This window comes from Streptomyces sp. NPDC014006 (assembly GCF_043088925.1).
Lineage (GTDB): Bacteria > Actinomycetota > Actinomycetes > Streptomycetales > Streptomycetaceae > Streptomyces.
Window position 1 is genome coordinate 120,239 of record NZ_JBICAJ010000010.1, and the last position, 17,229, is coordinate 137,467.

The window sequence follows — 17,229 nt, forward strand, 5'->3', positions numbered from 1 at the left end:
CCGACGGGTAAAACGCCGTGCTCACGCCGACGGTCCGCACCGGCCACGGTCACCGGAACGGCGGCCCGCCGCAGACGTGCGTACCAGACCCCGCGACGCCGGGAAGATCCAGACGACAGGGCCTGCGTCAGCCGGGCCGGTGCTCCGGCCCGTGGTGGTGCGCCGAGGCTTCCGCGACCTGCTTGAGCGCCGACGCCGTGGCCGGGTCACCGACCTTGGCGGGCTCCTCGTGCACGTGCTCCTCAGGCTCGTCGTGACGGAAGTGGGACGGGGCCAGCCGGTCGCCCGCGCCCTGGTCCCGCGCAGCGGTGTCGTCGGTGCGCACGGGCACCGGCCCGGGCCCCTCGGACCTGCCCGCAGCGGTGCGTGTCCCGTCGCCCTCGTGCCGTTCGCCCCGGCCACCTCCGGTGTCCCGGTCCGCGCCCTCCTCCGTGCCGCGTTCGGGACGCGGCTGGGTCAGCCAGGCGACGGCGGCGCCCGTGAGCGCCACGGGCCACTCCACCACTCCGGCGACGCCCAGCACACCGGCCCCGGTGTAGACGGCCAGCCGGCGGCCGCGTGGGGAGATCGCTCCGATCCGGTCCAGCGCATCGTCGGCGAACCTGCCGACCTGCTCGGCCCCCGGCAGGCGCCGGAGCCCGGAGGCGACGGCCCCCAGTGGCTGGAGAAGACCCGACGGACGGCTTCCGACCTGGCTCATTTCGAACTCCTCCCGCGCATCGTCGACAGGCGGCCTCTGTCTCCCAGTGTCACACTCGCCGCGCGCGGTCCGGGCCGCGCCGGACCACCGCGGGCAGCGCCGCTCACAGCAGCGCCGGAGCCACCCCCGGAGCGAGCCGCACCCGTTCCCCGTGGCCGCAGGCGACGACGCGGTCGCCGAGCCCGGCCCGGTCCGCCTCGGCGAGGAACGCGGACAGCGGTGAGCGCATCACCGTGTAGTCGCCATAGTGGACCGGCAGGATGCGCCGGGGAGCGAGCTGCCGGGCGAGCTCCACGCCCTGCGCACCGTCCATCGTGACCACGAACCCGCCGGGAAGACGGGTGCCGCCCAGGTGCAGGACGGCCAGATCGGCGGCCGGAAAACGGGTGGCGACCTCGGCCAGGCCGTCGTACGGCAGGGTGTCACCCGAGATGTAGAGCCGCATCCGCGGGGGCCGCCCCGGCGGGCCGAACTCCAGCATGCTGCCCATCACCGGCGGCAGCAGCCCGCGCAGCACCGGGTGACCGGCGTGGCGGCCCGGCAGAGCCGTGACCCTGACCTGCGCGTCGGCGCGCTCGAGGGTGAAGTGCCGCCAGCTGCGCAGCCCCGCCGTACGGGGAAAGCCGTGCAGGACCCTCAGGCGGCGCGCGGCGTGCGGGGTGGTCAGCACCGGAACGGTGCGATCCAGACCCCGGCGCGCCCGCCGGTCCCAGTGGTCCCCGTGCAGATGGGAGAGCACGATCCCGTCGAGGCGGGGCAGTTCGTCCACGTCGAGCGCAGGCTCGGTCAGACGCCGGCTGAGCAGCCCGTACCCGAGGTAGGCGTACTGCCCGCGGTGCAGGAAGTTCGGGTCGGTCAGGAGCGTGAGCGGCCCGTAGCGCAGCAGGACGGTGGCGTTGCCGATGAAGTGGACGTCGAGCGCGTCGTCGGGGGCGTCGTCCGTGATCGGGGACATGGTCGCCCGCCCTTCGCCGGGTCGCGGGGCCTGCCACACGCCGCCACCGCGTCAGGTGGTCTCTCTTCCGATCCGCGGCGGGTTCCCCGGCGCACCGCCCGGAAACAGCCGGCCACACCCCGGCAAGGCGCCGTCCCCGTGCGTGGCGGCGGCACCCCGGGGTACCCAGACCAGCCCTGCGGGACCGCACATCCTGCCGGTCGGCAGAAAGGCGGACAGGCGGAGTGAAGGAGCGGCGATGACGGGCGACAGCCCCCGTACCGGCGCACGGCGGGCCCGGCGCCTGCGGGAGACCGCCGCCGAGGTGTTCGGCTGGGACGAGCTGCGGCCCGAGCAGCTCACCGCGATGGAGTGGGTACTTCAGGGACGCGACACTCTCGTCGTCATGCCGACGGGAGCCGGCAAGTCCGCCGTGTACCAGGTCCCCGCCCTGTTGCTGCCGGGGCCGGTGGTGGTCGTCTCGCCGCTGCTCGCCCTGCAGCGGGACCAGATCGCCGGACTGCCCGGCGGCGAGCGCGGACCGGGAGCGGTCGCCGTGAACTCCGACCTCTCCGCGGCCGAGACGGAGGCGGCCTGGGAGGCGGTGCGCGGCGGCGCGGTCACCTACGTCTACCTGTCCCCGGAGCAACTCGCCAAGGACGAAGTGATCGGGCGGCTGGCCGAGGCCCGCCCCGCCCTGTTCGTGGTGGACGAGGCCCAGTGCGTGTCGTCCTGGGGCCATGACTTCCGTCCCGACTACCTCCGCCTCGCCCAGGCCGTACGGCGCCTGGGCCGGCCGCCCGTCCTCGCGCTCACCGCGACAGCCGCGCCGCCGGTCCGCCAGGACATCGTCGAGCGGCTCGGCATGGACCGGCCCCGGCACCTCGTCACCGGCTTCGACCGCCCCGAGATCCGGCTCGAGGTCCACCGCCACCTGGAGGACGACGAACGCCGGCGCCTGGTCGTCGAGCAGGCCGCGGCCGAACCCAAGCCCGGCATCGTCTACGCCGCGACCCGCAAGGACACCGAGTACTACGCCGCGGAACTGGCCGGTCTGGGACTCGCGGCCGAGGCCTACCACGCGGGCCGGCGCGCCGCGGAGCGCCGGCGGATCCACGAGGCGTTCCTGTCGGGCGAGGCGGACGTGGTGGTGGCGACCACGGCCTTCGGGATGGGCATCGACAAGGAGGACGTGCGGTTCGTACTGCACGCCGCGCTGCCGGGTTCCCTTGACGCCTACTACCAGGAGATCGGCCGTTGCGGCCGGGACGGGCGGCCCGCCCTGGCCGTCCTGCACTTCCGTCCCGAGGACACCGGGATGCAGGTCTATTTCAGCGGCCGCGCTCCCAGTACTGACACCGTCGGCGCGGTCGTAGCGGCCGTCCACGACCACGCCGGAGATCCGGCGGACCTCGACGAACTGCGCCGGGACACCGGCCTTTCCCGCACCAGGGTCACCACCGCGGTGAACCTGCTGGAGGAGGCCGGGGCCGTGGTCACGGACGCCTCGGGCGCCGTGTCACCCGACCCGGACACGGCCCCGGCCCGGGCGGTGAAGCGTGCGGAGGAGAGCGCCGAGACCCACCGGCGCATGGACCGCTCCCGGGTCGACATGGCCCGGGCCTACGCCGAGACGACCGGTTGCCGACGGCGCTTCCTGCTGGGGTACTTCGGCGAGGAGTACGAGCCGCCGTGCGGGAACTGCGACGTCTGTGACGCCACGGAGGCCGAGGGCGGCGACGGCACACGGGACGACGGGCAGGCGGTGCACCCGTACGCCGGCGCCTATCCGGCCGGTACGGCCGTGCGGCACGGGCAGTGGGGGAGGGGCACCGTGCTGAGCGAGGACGGCGACCGCATCACCGTGCTCTTCGACGACGTCGGCTACCGCACGCTCTCCCTCGACGCCCTGGCCGGCCGCGACGACCTGCTGACGGCGGTGAGCGAGCCGGGCGGCGGCGCGTCCGACCGCTGAAACGGACGCCGTCACCGCGGTGGCGGGGCCGCCGGCCGGTCACCCCGTCGCTCAGGGGCGTGCACCGCACGCCGCCCTTGCCCCGCAGGGCCCGCTGCGCACCCGGACCGATGGTCACGTCCATCCAGGCGCGGGGCCGTGCGGGACGGTTCAAGGCGAGGACGACGGGCCGGCGCCGCAGTCCAGAGAGATCGTCGCGCCGCAGCTGCGCCACCGCGACCTCGGTCATGCCCTCACCCTGGACGAACCGGTGAACGGCTAGGACTTCCTGGCCAGCCCGGCCGAGATGAGGTGTTCCCAGACGGTGAGCTCCCGCCCGCCGCCGCGGTTCCACCGGCTGTCGACCACGTCGGGACGCCACAGGCTGGCGGGGACGACCCCGGGGTCGAGGATCTCCAGGCCGTCCAGCAGGGCTTCGATCTCCTCGTCGCTGCGCCACCGGCCGCGGCCGAACGTCTGCTGGAGGACCTTCTCCGCCTCTTCCGTCTCGGGGTTGTTGCCGGAACGGAAGTGGCTGACGAAGAAGTAGCTCCCCGAGGGCGCCTGTTCGCGCCAGTAGCGCACGATGGCAGCGGGGTCCTCCTCGTCATTGACGTGGTGGAGGATCGCACTGAATATGACGGCGACCGGCCGGTCGAAGTCGATCAACTCCACGGTGTCCGGGTGGGCACGGATGGCCTCGGGATCGCGTACATCGGCCGGGACGACGCGGGTGTGCTCGTTCTCCTCCAGCAACGCACGCCCGTGCACCAGTACCTGGGGGTCGGTGTCGACGTACACCACCCGGGACTCCGGCGCGTGCCGCTGCGCGACCTGGTGGACGTTGTCGGCGGTCGGCAGACCACTGCCCAGGTCGATGAACTGCCTCACGTCCGTGGTCGTCGATATCTCCCGCACCGCTCGCGTCAGGGCCGCCCGGTTGGCGAAGGCGATCGCCACGGAACCGGGAAGGTCACGTTTGAAGACGTCGCCGATCTCCCGGTCCACGGCGTAGTTGTCCTTGCCGCCGAGCAGGTAGTCGTACACACGGGCGATACTGGGCTTGGTGGAGTCGATGGAGGAGCCTTCATGCGTCATGGCCGCCATCTTCCCCTCCAACCACCCCCGCTGACCATGACTTTGGCCTGTTGCCCCCTTTCCCGGCCCACGGCCGGCGTACTCACTTCTTCTTCACGCCCTCGTTCCAGATCAGCTTGGCGATGTTCGGCTTCACAGCGGTGGTGATCACTCCCATCGCCGTGCGCACATACCGGCGTTCGCCCATCTCGCGGAGCATGCTCGCGGCCAGGTCGGACCGGGCGGTGAACACCCCGTCCGCGCTGGTCTCGGCGGTGTGATAGTCCGTCACCGCCGGGTGCTCGAACAGTCCCGAGGGCCGTACGAGCGTCCAGTCCAGGTCCGTCTCACGGATCACGGCCTCCATGCGGCGCATGTCCTCGTGCAGGGTACGGCCGAGGCGCCGGTTCACCAGCGGGTCGAGCACCAGGTTGAAGAAGTGTGCGCCGGTGGGACGCCAGTGCGGGTCCGCGATGTTCGAACTGACCGCGAGCAGACGCTTGACCCCGTGACGGGCCATCGCCTCGGTGATCGTCCGGGCACTCGCGGAATACGTGGTGATCTCCTTCTTGCTGAACGGCGTGCCCAGCACCGACAGCACGGCATCCGCACCGCCGACCGCGGCGTCGACGCCGCCAGGATCGGTCGCGTCCGCGACCGCCACGGCGAGCCCTGGACGCCCGGAGATCGACCCGGGCCGTCGCGTCACGGCGACGACCTCGTGACCGGTGGCGAGAGCCTGTTCGACGAGCCGGCGGCCGGTGGGTCCATTGGCTCCGAAGACGGTGATACGCATGACGGCGGGTCCTTCCCTTCGTACGGGGCGGCGGAACGCTCTTGACCCTGCCGGGCGGGCCACGCAAGCTCAACGCCGATGAATAAACCGCCACCTCCCCAGCCGGCCGGCCCACGCGGGCGAGGCCGTCCCCGCGGCAACCCGCCCACCCGCGCGTCGATCGTCTCCGCCGCCCGTCCGCTCTTCGTCCAGCGCGGTTACCGCGCCACCACGCTGCGCGCCGTCGCCCAGGCCGCCGGAGTGGACCCCGCTGCGATCGCCTACCACTTCGGTTCGAAGAAAGCCCTGTTCGCGGACGTCATGCAGGTCCATTGCGCCAACGCGCTCACCGTCGACCGCGTCCTGGCCGGTGACCCGGCCACCCTGCCCGACCGCCTCATCGACACGGTGACCGGGCTGTGGGAGGACCCCGACTTCCGCCGGCTCACCAGCCAGGGGGAGGAGGTCGCCGCGGCCGTCCGCGACTATCTGGAATCCGAACTCCTGGCCCGCCTCGTTGAATTTCTCGGGGGCCGCACCGCCACCGCGCGAGCCACGGCCGTCGTGACCATCCTCGGCGGGCTGATCTACACCCGCTACCTCAACCCCCTCCCGACGGCCATCGCCCTCACCCCCGCCGAGATCCGCCGGATCCTGGCTCCCTCACTGCACGCGGCGCTCAACCCCGCCATGCGCCCGAAGTGAGGAACCGGCCCCTGTACCAAGGAAGTTGACGGCTGCGCACGCGGCGGACCTGTTCCCTGCCCGCCGTGAAAGTAACGCGCCGACCGCGTGTTTGCCGGGGCGTGATGGGAGCACACGACGGCCAGGAGGTTGATAACGGTGGTTCCCCTGCTTCTGGTTCTTCTGCTGGCTCTCGTTCTCTTCGGTGCGGGCTTCGCACTCAAGGCCCTGTGGTGGGTCGCGGTGATCGTGCTCGCGCTGTGGCTGCTCGGTTTCGTGGTCCGTCCGGCGGCCGGTGGGGGCCGCCGCGGCCGCTGGTACCGGTGGTGACCCGGTACCGCTGACCGAGCGGCACAGGAACGGCGCCACGGGGCGGTGGCGCACGAGGGGTGGGTCGGCCCGAGGGGGGCCGACCCACCTCTTTGCACGGAACCCGCAGTGGGCCGGCGAGGGCGGATCGACCAAGACGCAGGGCCGACGGGTCAACCCCGCACCGCGGCCGCGTGGCGGGGGCTGAACGCCCGCCGGTAGGCGGCGGGTGAGACCCCGAAAGCCGCCCGCATGTGCGCGCGCAGGGAGTTCGCCGAACCGAAGCCGGCCCGGTGCGCGACGAGGTCGATGGTCAGATCCGTCGTTTCCAGCAACTGCTTGGCCAGCTCCAGACGCTGGGCGGTGAGCCACTGCACCGGGGTCATGCCGACCTCGTCGCGGAAGCGCCGGGTGAAGGAGCGCAGGCTCATCCGGGCGTGCTCGGCGAGCTGGGCGAGCGAGAGCGGCTCGTCCAGGTGCTCCAGCGCCCAGGCACGGGTCGCCGTGGTGCCGGCCAGGGTGGGCTCGGGGACCGGGCGGTCGATGTACTGGGCCTGCCCGCCGTCCCGCCACGGCGGTACGACGCACATGCGCGCGGCCCGGTTGGCGGTGGCCGCGCCGTGGTCGCGGCGGATCAGGTGCAGGCACAGGTCGACGCCCGCTGCCACGCCCGCCGAGGTCAGCACGTCGCCGTCGTCGACGAAGAGGACGTCCTCGTCCACCCTGACCTTGGGGTAGGCCCGGCGGAACTCCGGCGCCAGGTTCCAGTGGGTGGTGGCCGGGCGGCCGTCGAGCAGACCGGCCGCAGCGAGCACGTAGGAGCCGGTGCAGATGGACACGAGCCGGGTCCCGGGCCGGATGCCGGCGATGGCCGAGGTGACCTCCGGGGGCAGTGGGCCGCCGCGGCCCAGCTCGGGCATGGCGTGCGTGGGCGGGACGATCACGGTGTCCGCGGCGGCCAGAGCCTCGGGTCCGGCCGCGGGCTGCACGGTGAAACCGGCGTCGCTGGGCACGGGGGCGCCGTCGGCGGTGCAGACCGTCACGTCGTAGAGCGGGCGGCCCTCGGCGTCCTGCACGCTGCCGAAGACGCGGGAGGGGATGCCGAGCTCGAAGGGCGGTACCCCGGGCAGGGCGAGCACGGCGACCCGGTGCGGCCGCGGCGACCCCTGCGCCCGGTCCCGCTCGGCTCCGGTCATGATCCCCTGCACTGTGCTCATGGCCAGATCCTGTCACATAGTGGCCGGACGGCCAATCCTGCGTCCGGTCCCCGTGTCACACAGTTGTCTGCGTCGCGCCGGGAACCCCCGGCGCCGAGCTGATCGAACACGGAAGAGAGACGGACAGCATGCGTGCAGTGGTCGTGGAGCAGTGGGGCGGTCCCGAGGCCCTCGTCGAGCGTGAGGTGGAGCGCCCGGAGCCCGGCCTGGGCGAGGTCCTGGTGCGGGTACACGCGGCCGGAGTGAACCCGGTGGACTGGAAGACCCGGGCCAGTGGGGGCCTCATCGCGTGGGGCGCCGTGCCGGCCGTCGGCTGGGACGTGTCCGGGACCGTCGAGGCCGCCGGGCCCGGTGTGGGGATCTTCCGTCCCGGAGACGAGGTCTTCGGCATGCCGCTGTTTCCCCGCCAGGCGGGCGCCTACGCCGAGTACGTCGTCACACCGGCCCGGCACCTCGCCCCGAAGCCCGCGAACCTGACCCATGCCGAGGCGGCGGCGCTGCCGCTGGCCGCGCTCACCGCCTGGCAGGCCCTGGTGGACACGGCGGACGTGCGTCCAGGTGAGCGGGTGCTGGTGCACGCGGCGGCCGGCGGGGTCGGCCACTTCGCGGTGCAGATCGCCAAGGCGCGCGGCGCCCACGTCATCGGCACGGCCAGTGCCGCCAAGCACGACCTGGTGCGGCGGCTGGGCGCGGACGAGGTGGTCGACTACCGCGCGGTGCGCTTCGAGGACGTCGTGAGCGATGTCGACGTGGTCCTGGACGGCCTGGGCGGGGAGACGGCCGAACGCTCCCTGGCGGTGCTCCGGGACGGCGGCCGGCTGATCACCCTGCCCGGCCCGGACGACGTCCCGGCCGCCCGCGACGGGGTGCGGGCGGCCTGGATGCTGGTCGAGCCCGACCACCTGGGACTGCGCGAGATCGCCGCCCTGGTGGAGCGGGGCGCGCTCAAGCCGGTGGTCGAGACGGTCCTGCCGCTCGCGCAGGCCGCGAAGGCGCACGAGATCGGTGAGCAGGGCCGCACGACCGGCAAGATCGTCCTCACGGTCGCCTGACCCGGGGACAGGGGACGCGAGGTCGCCCGGGCCCGGGAGCGCGAGTTCGCCACCCGGCCCGGGTCAACGACGGCGGCGAGGGCACGCCGTACGACATCCGGGCCGAGATCGGCCGGATCCACCGCCGTCTCGCACCCGTGGACGGCGAGACGGTCGTCGTCAAGCAGGGGGGAGTGACCGCCGCACGTCAGCCGCGCAGGCGGGCGTTGAGCCGGGCGGCCTGACGGGTGAGGTGGTCGCGTTCCGCCAGGTTGGGCGCCTTGCGGGCCGCCTCGGCGTACAGCCGCGCCGCTGTCGTGAGGTCGCCGTCGCGCTCGTGCAGGTGGGCGGCCACCGCGGCGTGCCGGGGAAGCCTGGGGTCGAGGTCCGCTAGCGCCGCCAGACCGGCGCGCGGTCCGTCCGCCTCACCTACGGCGACGGCGCGGTTGAGACGGACCAGCGGGCTGTCCGTGAGCCGCACCAGCTCGTCGTACCACTCGACGATCTGCACCCAGTCGGTCTCCTCGGCCGCGGGCGCGTCGGCGTGCAGCGCGGCGATGGCGGCCTGGGCCTGGAACTCGCCCAGCCGGTCGCGCGCGAGCGCCGCCTGCAGGATCCCCACGCCTTCGGCGATCGACGCGGTGTCCCAGCGGGCCCGGTCCTGCTCGGCGAGGGGGACCAGGCTGCCGTCCGGGGCGATGCGTGCGGCACGCCGGGCGTGGTGCAGCAGCATGAGGGCGAGCAGGCCCGCCACCTCCGGGTGATCGACATGGGCCGCGAGCTGCCGGGTGAGCCGGATCGCCTCGGCGGCCAGGTCGACGTCACCGGAGTAGCCCTCGTTGAAGACCAGATAGAGGACCCGCAGCACGGTGGCCACGTCCCCGGGCTGCTCGAACCGCACGCCGGACACGGTCCGCTTCGCGCGGCTGATCCGCTGCGCCATGGTCGCCTCCGGCACCAGGTAGGCCTGGGCGATCTGGCGGGTGGTCAGGCCACCGACGGCGCGCAGCGTGAGCGCGACGGCGGACGCGGGAGTCAGGGACGGATGGGCGCACAGGAAGTAGAGCTGGAGCGTGTCGTCCACCTCCGGCGCCGGCCCGGGCGCCGGCTCGCCGTCGACGACCTCCTCGCGCCGGCGGCGGGCGGCGTCCGAGCGGACCGCGTCCAGGAACTTGCGCCAGGCCACGGTGACCAGCCAGCCCTTCGCATCCCGCGGAGGGTCGGCCGGCCAGACGCGGACCGCCTCGACCAGCGACTCCTGGACGGCGTCCTCGGCCGCCGCGAAATCGGCTCCGCGGCGGACGAGGACGGCGAGCACGCTCGGGGTGAGGCTGCGCAGCAGGGCCTCGTCCATGGAGGCGGTCACTCCGTGATGGTGGGCGGCGCGGCGAGGAAGGGGCGCACCTCCAGCCACTCGTGGATGGGCTTGCCGCCGGCGCCGGGCGCGGCGGACAGTTCCCCGGCCAGTTCGAGGGCGCGCGCTTCGCTGTCGACGTCGATCACCATCCAGCCGGCGATCAGGTCCTTGGTCTCGGCGAACGGGCCGTCGGTGACCGGCGGGCGCCCCTCACCGTCGTAGCGGACCCACATCCCCTCGGGCGCGAGCGCCTGAGCGTCGACGAACTCGCCCGTCTTCTCCAGCCGGGCCGCGAACTCGTGCATGTACTGCATGTGCGCCGTGACCTCCTCCGGGGCCCACTGGTCCATCGGTGCGCAGTTCACCGGCTCCGGAGCGCCGCGGTAGTGCTTGAGCAGCAGGTACTTGGCCATGGTCGGTCTCCTCGGTACAGGTGCGGACCATTGTGGTCGCGTTCACCCCGGGGACGGAGCAAGTCTCGAGTTCTCGACATCGCCGCCGGAATTTTTCTCGGCGATTTTTCAGGGACTTCATGGAAGGCGTCCCCGGCACCGTCGTGACGGGCCCGCCGGGGAGGGCCGCACCACTCGAACAAGCGAACCCGTGACCACCCGAAGTCGCAATGGCTACCCGCGCCCTGCGCGGGTAGCCGCACAGTCGACCCCGTGACATCGGCACAGGCAGGAAAAAACGTGGACGGACGTTCGCTTCGCGCGGTGGGCTGGGCACGCTCATTGCCGCTCAGCAGTCAGGTGAAGACGGCACGCGACTGGGCGCGGGCCCATCTGGACGAACTCGGCTGGACCAGCAGCGCACCCGATACGGCGGACGACGTCCTGCTGATCGTGTCGGAACTGGTGACCAACGCGCACGTGCACGGGCACAGCTCCGCCCAGCTCGTGATGTCCTGGGACGGCCAGTGCCTGCACGTCGCCGTGCACGACTCCTCACCCGTGCTGCCGGCTCCCCGCCAGCCCGACGCGCTCCAGACCGGCGGCCGCGGCATGCTGCTCATGGACGCGCTGGCCGACCACTGGGCGGCCAAGTCCTGCCCGCACGGCAAGAGCGTCATCGCCTGCTTCCGCCCGCCGTCCCGACAGGAGCGCTGACACGGGGGCGGACCGCCTCCGGCACTGCGCCGGGTTGGACCGACAGGGTGGTGGAGGCGCCGCTCACGTCCGTCAAGCCCCTCGTCCGCGGTGATCCTTGCTAGTTTCGCGAGCTGTTCCGAGGGCCCCGAACGCCTCCAGCCGAGGCGGGGCCACGACTGTGAGCCGAGGCGAGTGTGGCGGGTGCGAGGGAAGACGCGGAGACGCCGGCTGTGGCTCCGTTCAAGCGCAGGAGTTTTCTGGCCACCGCCGCCGTGGCGGCCGGTGCGTCGGTCACCGCGGGGGCCGATGCGGCCTCGGCCGCCGCGGGGCCCCACACCGGACCACCCGAGCCGGCGCCGCTGGGTTCCGTGGCGCGCCTGCTGGCGGTGCCCGAGGCCGGCCGCGGCATCGACTGGCTCAGATCGGCCCTTCAGGTCGCCGTGGAGCTGGAACTGTCCGCCATCCCGCCGTACCTGTGCGGCTGGTGGTCCGTCAGGGACCGCGGCTCGGAGGCCGCACGGCTGATCCGGCGCATCATCGACGACGAGATGTACCACCTGGGCATGGTGTGCAACCTGCTGGTGGCCGTGGGCGGGCAGCCCCGGATCAAGGCCGCGGCGCCCACCTATCCCGGCCCGCTGCCCGGCGGCGTCCGCACCGGTGTGACCCTGTACCTCTCGGGCCTCACCAGGTCCTTCGTGCACGACGTGATGATGGCCATCGAGGCCCCCGAGGAATCACTCGCACGCGGTGGCCGCGCCGCGCCCACCGTCGGCGCCTTCTACGGCGACCTGCTGAAGGGCTTCCGGACCGTGGCCCCGCGGTTGTCGGGGCGTGGACAGCTGAACGTGCGCATCGGCTCCGACGAACTGAGGCCGGCCGAGACCCTTCTCGAGGCCGAGCGCTCCCTCGACATCATCAGGGAGCAGGGCGAGGGCACGAGCCGGTCCCCGGCCGACTCCTTCGACGACGACCACCCGGCCCACTACTACGCCTTCAGCGAGATCTACCACGGCCGCCAGTTGCGGGAGACCCCCGCGGGCTGGACGTTCACCGGCCCGCCCGTCCCCTTCCCCGACGCGCGCCCGATGGCCCGGGTCCCGGCGGGCGGCTGGCCCCGGCCGCCGGCGCCCGTCCAGCAGCTCCTGCACAGGTTCGACACCGGCTACACCACCGTCCTGGACGCCCTCGACGCGGCCTGGGCAGACGGCGGCCCCCGCGCCCTGGGCGCGGCCGTCCACGCCATGCGCGGCATGGAAGAGCCCGCCGTGCGGCTGATGGAGACCGAGATCCCCGGCACCCGGAGCACGTACGGACCCCAGTTCCACGTGCTCCACCAGCCGCCGCACATGGCACCCGCGTCAGAGGGAGACCCGGGTGAGGGTTGCCCGAAGTGACCCCTGAGGCCGCAGGTTCGCGCCGAAGACGGCCGTGCGGGGCGCAGGGGTGAGGCTCGGGCGGTAGGCGGGCAGCAGCAGGCGCAGCAGCGTGACCGTCTCCCGGAGGGCGAAGTGCTGTCCGAGGCAGGCCCGGGCTCCGATGCCGAACGGCTGGAACGCGGCCGGGTGGGTGGGGCGCTCGCCCCCCGGCAGGAAACGGGACGGGTCGAAGCGTTCGGGGTCCGGCCACAGGGCCGGGATGCGGTGGGTGAGATACGGGCAGACCAGGACACTCGTGCCGGCGGCGACCGGATGCCCGTCGAGTACGTCGTCCTCCGCGGCGTGCCGCGGGATGAGCCAGACGGCCGGATACAGCCGGAGCGTCTCCTGGACCAGGGCGCCGAGCAGGGCGTCGCGCCGTGCGGTGTCCGGTGCGGCGGCGTAGGCGGTGAGGAACTGCTCGTGGACGTCCGGGTGCCGGTCGAGGAGGACGAACAGCCAGCACAGCGTCTGGGCCGTCGTCTCGTGACCGGCGACGAGCAGCGTCACCAGTTCGTCGCGGATGAGCCGGTCCGTGTAGTGCGGGTCGCCCTCGGACGCGTCGAGGAGCAGCCCGAGCAACGTGGGGGAGCGGTCGGACGTCTCCCGCGCGCGGTGGGCCCGGGCCGAGGCGATGACGCGGTGTGCGGTGATGTCGATCTGCCGCAGGGCGGCGTCCACGGCGAGCGACGGGTCGCTCGCGCCACCGGCGGTGGTGGGCAGTGAGGCGACCACCGTGTCGACGGCGTCGAGTTCGCGCTGTGTCACCTCGTCCAGGGCGGCGCCGGTCAGGGAGCGCCAGATGGTGTCGAGGGCGAAGAATCGCATGTCCTGTCCGACGTCCACGGGTGTGGCGGCGGTGACGGCGGTCTCCCAGCGGTGGGCGATGCGCTCGGCGGCCGCGGCGATGTGCTGGCCCCAGCGTTTCGTCCCGGCCACGGTGAACTGCGCCTGCAGCAGCCTGCGTTGGCTTTTCCAGGGTTCACCCGTGGCGGAGATCAGACCGTCGCCGAGCAGCCGCCGGGCGCGGTGCCCGCGCTTGACGTACACGTCCGGGCGTCTGGCCAGGACCTGCTGCGTCTGCTCGGGACCCGTGACGAGGACACAGGGCCGGTCACCGATGCGCAAAGCGGTCAGCGGACCGTCCTCGGCGGCCTCCCGCAGCAGTTCGATCATGTTGTTCGACGACTGCACCGGCGGGCTCTTGGCTTCGTCGAGGGTCATGGCGCTCCCGAGTCGGACGATACGGCGGCACCCGTACGACGGCACCGCGGCGGCAGGCCGGCATATTACCCTGCGAATCCCTGCCATCACCTGCAGTAGTATCCGCAGGCGGAACGGGCATCGGCAGCTGAGGACACCGGCGTGACGGCACTGGAAACCGTGGACTACGTGGACGCGGACGACCGCCCCGTGGCGTGCGGCCCTCGCGGTGGCGCCGCCGCTCAGGGCCTGTGCTACCGGGTCGCCGCGACCGTGTGCGTGGACCCCGCGCGACGTCTCTTGGTCTACCGCAGATCCGCGGAAGCCGCGGTCTACCCGGGCCACCACGACATCCTCGTCGGCGGCTGCCCCCGAGCCGGGGAGAGCTACCGGGAGGCGGCCGTCCGCGAACTGCACGAGGAGCTGGGCATCCTTGCCGCACCGCGCCAGGTGCTGCACACCCGGTGCGCGTCTCCTGTCGGCGACTGCTGGCTCACCGTGCATCTGGCCGAGATCCCGACCGCACTGCGCGTGGACCCGCGGGAGATCGCCGAGCACTTCTTCGTCCCGCCGCACCGGCTGCTCGCGCGGATGCCGAGCTCCTTCGTCCCCGAGGGACACCGCGTCCTGACCCGCCTGTTCGGCTGACCCCGAGCCACGCCGCACGCACCCGCCCCACCACCCGCCCCTGTCCGGGTATCCCCACCCGCCCGACGCGAGAAAGACACCGTGACTGCATCTCCGACACCCACGGGCACGACGCCCACGCACCTCCACGCCGCCGTCACCCGCTGCCGGAACCGGCTGGCCCGGCGGGTCGTCACCGCCGTCGGCCCGGACGGCCTGCTGCCCGCCCCCTGCGCGAGCAGGGTCCTGGAATCCGCGCTCACGCTCGCCCTGCTCAACGCGGAACACGCCGAACCGGAAGCGGCCCGCCGCCTCACCGCCTTCCTGCGCACGACCCTGCACAACGACCCGCCGGACGCACTGCAGCGCGCTGTCGCCCACGCCGCCCTCGGCCGGCACTGCGACGCGGAAGGAGCACTGCGCGACGGACTCGGCGCCTTCGACCACTTCACCGCCGGCCGCAAGCAGCTGATGTTCCAGACCCTCCTCGCCGCACTCGGCGCGACCGAGTACCCCGCCGTCCCCTGGGAGGCGTACGACGCCACGGGCCAGCAGAGCTGGCTGCACATGGAGATGACGGCGTTGAAGGTGCTCACCGCCCACGGCACCCACCGCACCACCATGGTGAACGACGCCGACTGGCACGCCCTCCTGCCGGCCCTGCAACCAGGCCCTGCCTGGGAACGCAACAACTTCGCACAGCTGCTCGCGCTGCTCGCCCTGCGCCACTGCCCACGTCACCGCGCCGCCCTGCGTGACACCCTCAAGCACGTCGCCGGCCGGCTGCGTCCGGACGGCGGCGTCCCCTTCGTCGACGGCTTGGACCTCTTCGCCACCGCGGTCGCGGGGCTCGCCCTGTGCCGCCTCGAGCCGACCGCCGCCGAAGTGCCCGCCATGGCCGACGCCCTGGCCGTCCGCCGCAACGCGGACGGCGGCTTCGGCTTCCACCCCGGTGTCCGGCAGAGCGACGTCGACGACACCTGCTACGCACTGGAGTTCCTGCGCCGGGCGGCGCCCGAGCGCCACCGGGCCGCCATCGGCGCGGCGGAGGCGTACCTGCTCGACGTCCGCAACCCCGACGGAGGCTTCCCCACCTTCGCCCGCGGCACCTGCTCCGAGATCGCCATGACGGCGGCCGCGGCCACCGCGCTGGCCCCCAACCCCTGTCATGGGGAAGCAGTCCGTGCGGCCGTCCGCCACGTCGCGGCGCATCAGCAGGCCGACGGCACGTTCGAGCGCAGTTGGAGCCGCAGCGCCACGAACGCGATCTTCCGCGCGGTGCTCGCGCTGCGCTGCACGGACCCGGACGACCCCGAGACGCCCGCCTTCACGGAGGCGGCCGAGCGGGCGCTGCGCCACCTGGCCGCCACGCAGCACCCGGACGGCGGCTGGGGGCACACTCGCGGCGACAGCAGTGACCCGATCACCACGGCCTACGCCGTCATCGCCCTCAGCAGCCTGCCCGGGCACCGCACCGCACGCGACCGTGCGCTCGCCCACCTCGTCGCCCGGCAACAGCCCGACGGCGGCTACCGCAGCCGGCCCGACCAGGCGGGCCCTCGTCCCCTGCTGTTCGACGTACCCGTCCTGGCGGACGTCTTCGTCCTGCTCGCCCTGGCCCACGCCACAGCGCCCACGGCCGCGGGCACTGCGCGACGACCGCGACCGTAGACCGGCCGTCTGCGCCTCTCAGCTCAGCTGCCGCACCGACATCAGCAGGTGCCGCTGGTCCTCGCCGTCGGCCCCGTCCGCCTGCGGTGCGGCGCTGAGCAGCGTCCGCCGGCCGGACCCGAGGAGTTCGAAGCGCACCTGCGACGCGTCGAAGGACTGGAGGGCCTCCAGCAGATACGCGGGGTTGAAGGCGACGGCCAGTTCATCGGCGCCGCCGAGCGTGGCGGCGACCTGCTGTGAGGCGACATCGTCCGCGTAGCCGGCCTGCAGCAGGACGGTCCCCCGGGCGGAGAATTCCAGCCGGATGGGGCTGTTCGGCTCGGCCACGACCGAGACACGGCGGACGGCCTCGGCGAGCGCCTCCCGGTCGGTGACGGCCACCGCAGGACCGTCCAGGGCGAACAACGTGTCGTAGCGCGGCAGTCGTCCGTCGAGGAGCCGCACCGTCGTGTGCATGCCGTCACCTTCGAAAGCGATCAGCCCGGCCCCCGAGTCGCCGGGGCCGCTCAGCCCGATCCGGATGATGCCCGCCTTGGCCAGCGAACGGGAGATCTCGGCCAGTCTGCGACCGGGCACCACGATTTCCACCACGTCCGTGTCCGCCGTCTCCGGCTTCCACGACACGGTGCGCACCGCGTACCGGTAGCGGTCCGACGCGGCCAGCGTGATGGACCCGCCGTCCAGCCGCATCTGGATCCCGGTGAGCACCGGGAGCGACTCGTCACGGCCCGCGGCGATCGCCACCTGCGCAACCGCCGCGGTGAACCGGGCCGCATCCACCGTTCCGCGTGACGGGGGAAGCCCGGGGAGGGCCGGGTACTCCTCCCTGGGCAGGGTCGACAGACCGAAACGCGTACCGCCGGCCTCGACGGTGAAACGTGTGCCCTCCACCGCGCACGCCACCACCGCGTCGGGCAGTACCCGGCAGATGTCCAGGAGTCTGCGCCCCAGCACGAGCACCTGCCCCGCGTCCGCCGTCTCCGCCGGAACCTCGATCTTCGCCGACGCCTCGTAGTCGAACCCCGAGACACGCAGCCGCCCTTGCCCCGCGTCGAGCATCAGGCCGCCCAGCACGGGCACCGGCGACCGGGTGGGCAGCGACTTGGCCGCCCAGGTCACCGCCTCCATGAGAACGTCGCGTTCGATCCGGAACCGCATCTGTCCTACTCCCCGTCACCCGA

At 73.1% G+C, this 17,229-nt stretch carries 17 protein-coding genes and 1 pseudogene; 9 read left to right on the forward strand and 9 right to left on the reverse strand.

Going from position 1 to position 17,229, the window contains the following annotated elements; all coding sequences use genetic code 11:
- Positions 1-127: 127 nt before the first annotated feature.
- Positions 128-700 (reverse strand): hypothetical protein, encoded by a 573-nt coding sequence (locus tag ACF1GV_RS30200; protein WP_391686742.1) that lies wholly within the window; start codon positions 698-700, stop codon positions 128-130.
- A 103-nt stretch (positions 701-803) separates the two neighbouring features.
- Complete coding sequence (locus ACF1GV_RS30205; RefSeq protein WP_391686745.1) at positions 804-1,655, reverse strand: MBL fold metallo-hydrolase; 852 nt, start codon at positions 1,653-1,655, stop codon at positions 804-806.
- A 238-nt stretch (positions 1,656-1,893) separates the two neighbouring features.
- Between ACF1GV_RS30205 and ACF1GV_RS30210 the strand changes: the two genes are divergently transcribed.
- Positions 1,894-3,609, forward strand: a complete 1,716-nt coding sequence (locus ACF1GV_RS30210; protein ID WP_391686748.1) for a RecQ family ATP-dependent DNA helicase — start codon at positions 1,894-1,896, stop codon at positions 3,607-3,609.
- Between the two features lie 258 nt (positions 3,610-3,867).
- Here ACF1GV_RS30210 and ACF1GV_RS30215 read toward each other — a convergent pair whose 3' ends face one another.
- Together ACF1GV_RS30215 and ACF1GV_RS30220 are read right to left on the reverse strand one after the other, a co-directional pair.
- Entirely contained in the window at positions 3,868-4,686 is an 819-nt protein-coding gene (locus tag ACF1GV_RS30215) for an SAM-dependent methyltransferase (RefSeq protein WP_391686750.1), read from the reverse strand.
- Positions 4,687-4,768: 82 nt separating this feature from the next.
- Positions 4,769-5,461 carry an NAD(P)-dependent oxidoreductase gene (locus ACF1GV_RS30220; protein ID WP_391686753.1) on the reverse strand — a complete coding sequence of 231 codons (693 nt, stop codon included), beginning with the start codon at positions 5,459-5,461 and terminating at the stop codon, positions 4,769-4,771.
- Between the two features lie 78 nt (positions 5,462-5,539).
- On the opposite strand from ACF1GV_RS30220, the gene ACF1GV_RS30225 reads away from it, so the two are divergent.
- Entirely contained in the window at positions 5,540-6,145 is a 606-nt protein-coding gene (locus ACF1GV_RS30225; RefSeq protein ID WP_391686755.1) for a TetR/AcrR family transcriptional regulator, read from the forward strand.
- A gap of 138 nt (positions 6,146-6,283) precedes the next feature.
- Positions 6,284-6,454, forward strand: coding sequence for a hydrophobic protein (locus tag ACF1GV_RS30230; protein ID WP_363262866.1), 171 nt, complete (start codon positions 6,284-6,286; stop codon positions 6,452-6,454).
- Positions 6,455-6,606: 152 nt separating this feature from the next.
- Here the strand turns inward: ACF1GV_RS30230 and ACF1GV_RS30235 are convergent, their stop codons facing one another.
- Positions 6,607-7,629 carry a GlxA family transcriptional regulator gene (locus tag ACF1GV_RS30235; RefSeq protein WP_391687296.1) on the reverse strand — a complete coding sequence of 341 codons (1,023 nt, stop codon included), beginning with the start codon at positions 7,627-7,629 and terminating at the stop codon, positions 6,607-6,609.
- Between the two features lie 149 nt (positions 7,630-7,778).
- Here ACF1GV_RS30235 and ACF1GV_RS30240 point away from each other — a divergent pair, with 149 nt between their 5' ends.
- Both ACF1GV_RS30240 and ACF1GV_RS30245 read left to right on the forward strand, forming a co-directional pair.
- The gene (locus tag ACF1GV_RS30240; protein ID WP_391686758.1) at positions 7,779-8,702 is read left to right on the forward strand and encodes an NADP-dependent oxidoreductase; all 924 of its coding nucleotides are present in this window, start codon (positions 7,779-7,781) and stop codon (positions 8,700-8,702) included.
- A gap of 35 nt (positions 8,703-8,737) precedes the next feature.
- Positions 8,738-8,869, forward strand: a pseudogene (locus ACF1GV_RS30245) (cysteine hydrolase); the annotation flags it as partial.
- A 20-nt stretch (positions 8,870-8,889) separates the two neighbouring features.
- Here ACF1GV_RS30245 and ACF1GV_RS30250 read toward each other — a convergent pair.
- On the reverse strand, positions 8,890-10,035 hold the full coding sequence (locus ACF1GV_RS30250) for an RNA polymerase sigma factor (protein WP_391687299.1): 1,146 nt from the start codon (positions 10,033-10,035) through the stop codon (positions 8,890-8,892).
- An 8-nt stretch (positions 10,036-10,043) separates the two neighbouring features.
- Positions 10,044-10,451, reverse strand: coding sequence for a YciI family protein (locus tag ACF1GV_RS30255; RefSeq protein ID WP_391686760.1), 408 nt, complete (start codon positions 10,449-10,451; stop codon positions 10,044-10,046).
- Between the two features lie 279 nt (positions 10,452-10,730).
- Between ACF1GV_RS30255 and ACF1GV_RS30260 the strand changes: the two genes are divergently transcribed.
- Positions 10,731-11,147, forward strand: a complete 417-nt coding sequence (locus ACF1GV_RS30260; RefSeq protein WP_363262872.1) for an ATP-binding protein — start codon at positions 10,731-10,733, stop codon at positions 11,145-11,147.
- Between the two features lie 212 nt (positions 11,148-11,359).
- Positions 11,360-12,526, forward strand: a complete 1,167-nt coding sequence (locus ACF1GV_RS30265; RefSeq protein ID WP_391686763.1) for a ferritin-like protein — start codon at positions 11,360-11,362, stop codon at positions 12,524-12,526.
- Here the strand turns inward: ACF1GV_RS30265 and ACF1GV_RS30270 are convergent.
- On the reverse strand, positions 12,491-13,771 hold the full coding sequence (locus tag ACF1GV_RS30270; RefSeq protein ID WP_391686766.1) for a cytochrome P450: 1,281 nt from the start codon (positions 13,769-13,771) through the stop codon (positions 12,491-12,493). The two genes, ACF1GV_RS30265 and ACF1GV_RS30270, sit on opposite strands and share 36 nt — an antisense overlap.
- A gap of 141 nt (positions 13,772-13,912) precedes the next feature.
- Here ACF1GV_RS30270 and ACF1GV_RS30275 point away from each other — a divergent pair, with 141 nt between their 5' ends.
- Both ACF1GV_RS30275 and ACF1GV_RS30280 read left to right on the forward strand, forming a co-directional pair.
- Positions 13,913-14,398, forward strand: a complete 486-nt coding sequence (locus ACF1GV_RS30275) for an NUDIX domain-containing protein (protein WP_391686770.1) — start codon at positions 13,913-13,915, stop codon at positions 14,396-14,398.
- Between the two features lie 81 nt (positions 14,399-14,479).
- Positions 14,480-16,048, forward strand: a complete 1,569-nt coding sequence (locus ACF1GV_RS30280) for a prenyltransferase/squalene oxidase repeat-containing protein (RefSeq protein ID WP_391686773.1) — start codon at positions 14,480-14,482, stop codon at positions 16,046-16,048.
- A gap of 18 nt (positions 16,049-16,066) precedes the next feature.
- Here the strand turns inward: ACF1GV_RS30280 and dnaN are convergent, their stop codons facing one another.
- Positions 16,067-17,206 (reverse strand): DNA polymerase III subunit beta, encoded by a 1,140-nt coding sequence (dnaN, locus tag ACF1GV_RS30285; RefSeq protein ID WP_391686776.1) that lies wholly within the window; start codon positions 17,204-17,206, stop codon positions 16,067-16,069.
- Positions 17,207-17,229: the final 23 nt, after the last annotated feature.